Origin of the sequence: Aureimonas ureilytica (genome assembly GCF_001475935.1) — a bacterium.
Taxonomy (GTDB): domain Bacteria; phylum Pseudomonadota; class Alphaproteobacteria; order Rhizobiales; family Rhizobiaceae; genus Aureimonas; species Aureimonas ureilytica_A.
In genome coordinates, this window is sequence record NZ_LDQA01000171.1 from 1 (window position 1) to 732 (window position 732).

The 732-nt window shown below is 69.4% G+C and carries 1 protein-coding gene; it reads left to right on the forward strand.

Translation table 11 applies throughout. The annotated features are described in order from the left end of the window. A partial coding sequence (locus NS365_RS23315; RefSeq protein WP_153003947.1) for a LysE family translocator occupies positions 1-566 on the forward strand: 566 nt, incomplete at its 5' end. Positions 567-732 lie beyond the last annotated feature (166 nt).

The window sequence follows — 732 nt, forward strand, 5'->3', positions numbered from 1 at the left end:
CTGCGAGCCCTGTGCCGATCACTTTGGCGATCGTCGCCCGGACGCTGCATCAGGGCGCGCTTTCGGGCCTCGCTTATGGCGCGGGCACGGTGAGCGGCATTCTCGTGTTCCTGTTTCTGGCGGCGATGGGCCTGTCGGTGCTGGCGGGCGAAATGGCGGGCGCGATGACCGTGCTGCGCTATGCCGGCGCGGCTTGGCTGGTCTGGATGGGCATTCGGCTCTGGCGCTCGCCAGCCGTCGTTCCCGATGTCTCAGCTCGCGCGCCCCGGCGCGGTGTTCTGCGGGATTATCTCACCGGCCTGACGCTGAATCTCGGCAATCCGAAAATGCCGCTCTTCTATATCGCGCTCCTGCCCAACGTGGTCGGCCCGAACCTGACAGGGGCCGAGGCGGGGCAGCTCGCGCTGGTCATTCTTCTGGTGGAGGCGCTGGTGATCGGCGGCCATGTCCTGCTGGCCAGCCGGGCGCGGCGCCTCCTTCGTTCGCCGCGCGTGGTGCGCCGCGTCAACCGAACCGCCGGCGGGCTCATGGTCGGCGCGGGTGCGGCCACGGTGGCCGTCCACTGAACAGAAAAAACGGCGCCTTGCGGCGCCGCTCTCTTGGTTGCATCAATAATCTTCGTCCCAACCCCGGCGCTCTTCCCAATGGCGCGGCGGCGGGGGAGGCGGGGGGCCGTCCTCGAAGCGCTCGCGGTCGCGGCGGCCTTCGAAGCGGTCGCGGTCCCGCTCGAAC